The organism is Symbiopectobacterium sp. (genome assembly GCF_051710365.1).
Classification (GTDB): domain Bacteria; phylum Pseudomonadota; class Gammaproteobacteria; order Enterobacterales; family Enterobacteriaceae; genus Symbiopectobacterium.
In genome coordinates this window covers 1-1,229 of record NZ_JBPETA010000367.1, presented here as the reverse complement: position 1 = coordinate 1,229, position 1,229 = coordinate 1, and the positions used below count along the sequence as shown (strand labels likewise).

At 52.6% G+C, this 1,229-nt stretch carries 1 protein-coding gene; it reads right to left on the bottom strand.

Annotation, left to right across the window (positions count from 1 at the left end):
* Positions 1 to 219: 219 nt before the first annotated feature.
* Positions 220 to 1,095, bottom strand: a complete 876-nt coding sequence (locus tag ACTBDZ_RS17955; protein WP_438816286.1) for an AraC family ligand binding domain-containing protein — start codon at positions 1,093 to 1,095, stop codon at positions 220 to 222.
* Positions 1,096 to 1,229 lie beyond the last annotated feature (134 nt).

Here is a 1,229-nt window from a genome sequence, read left to right as displayed (position 1 = left end):
ATCAAGGTTACGGATGGTAACGTGGGGAGTACTCATGCTGATTGGTCTGCAAAAAGCAGTAATAAATTCAGAACTTCAGAATACCGTCAAGTCCCGAAAAAAGAAAAATCAGGTGCGGAATGACGGAATTATGCTTGAAGGGCCAAGCCCTTGTGTTGTCGTATCACGAGAAGCCTAACCGGTAAGCCGGATAACATATTGTAGGATATTGCGCTTTTTTTAGCGGAGGCGGCTGTGCGGCATAACCTGTTTTTGATAGCGAACCGGCGTAATGCCGTAACGCTGGGCAAAGCTGCGCGTCAGATGGGCCTGATCCGTCAGCCCGACCTCCGCCGCCACCTGTGCGGCAGGCATGCCGTGGCACAGCAACTGTTTGGCCCGCTGCAAACGAATCGCCATCAGCATTTGGTGTGGGGTGACGTGATAGTGCGCTTTAAAGCGCCGCTGAAAATGATAAGGGCTGAGGGATGCGACGGCGGCCAACTCGTTAAGCGTGATGGCCTGAGCGAAGTTATCGTTGAGGTAGTGCTTCACGTCGTCAAAGCGCGACAGGGCTTGCGTTTGTAACGGCTGTGCCACGCGGGCAAAGGGACGAAAAAGATCGATGATGCTCAGCATCAAGCTGTCACAAGCCAGCGGGTCGTGAGTACGCCACAGCGCGGCCAGCAGTGCAGAAAGTTGGCGGGCTGCCAGTGGGTCATGCCGCACCACATCGCTAAACCACCAGCCTTGCTCACCGGAGAGCACCTCCAACTGTTTGGGATCGATATAGATCATGCGGTAACGCCACCCTTCCTCGCCGACAGCCTGCCCGGTATGCAGTTCATCCGGATTTATCAACACCAGCGTATCCTGCGCTGCCACGTGCTGAGCCCCCCGATAGCGAAACTGCTCGGCACCAAAGTCGATAGTGCCGATACCAAAGGAGTCATGGGTATGGGGTTCAAAAGCACAGCGGGCAATGTGCGCCTGATATAATTCAACGCCGGGTTGCTGCGGCACATGACGAAATTGTGCGCGATCCAACGGACCTTGGAACATCTCGCGATCGACGCCTTCTTTTTTATCCAACAGCGAGAGAGGGGCGTTATTCATGTGAAGATCCATGACGTATTTTTGAAGGAGTAAGACCGGATTTAGGCTTTGTTGAATAATAGGTAATCATGCTGTTTTTCTATGCCAGTTTTGGGGCTTTGTTGAATAAATAGAAAGTTTGGGTAATCATCGGA

Bases quoted from the DNA above. Each gene is read 5' to 3' on its own strand.
- ACTBDZ_RS17955 (WP_438816286.1), bottom strand. From the start codon at position 1,095: ATGAATAACGCCCCTCTCTCGCTGTTGGATAAAAAAGAAGGCGTCGAT.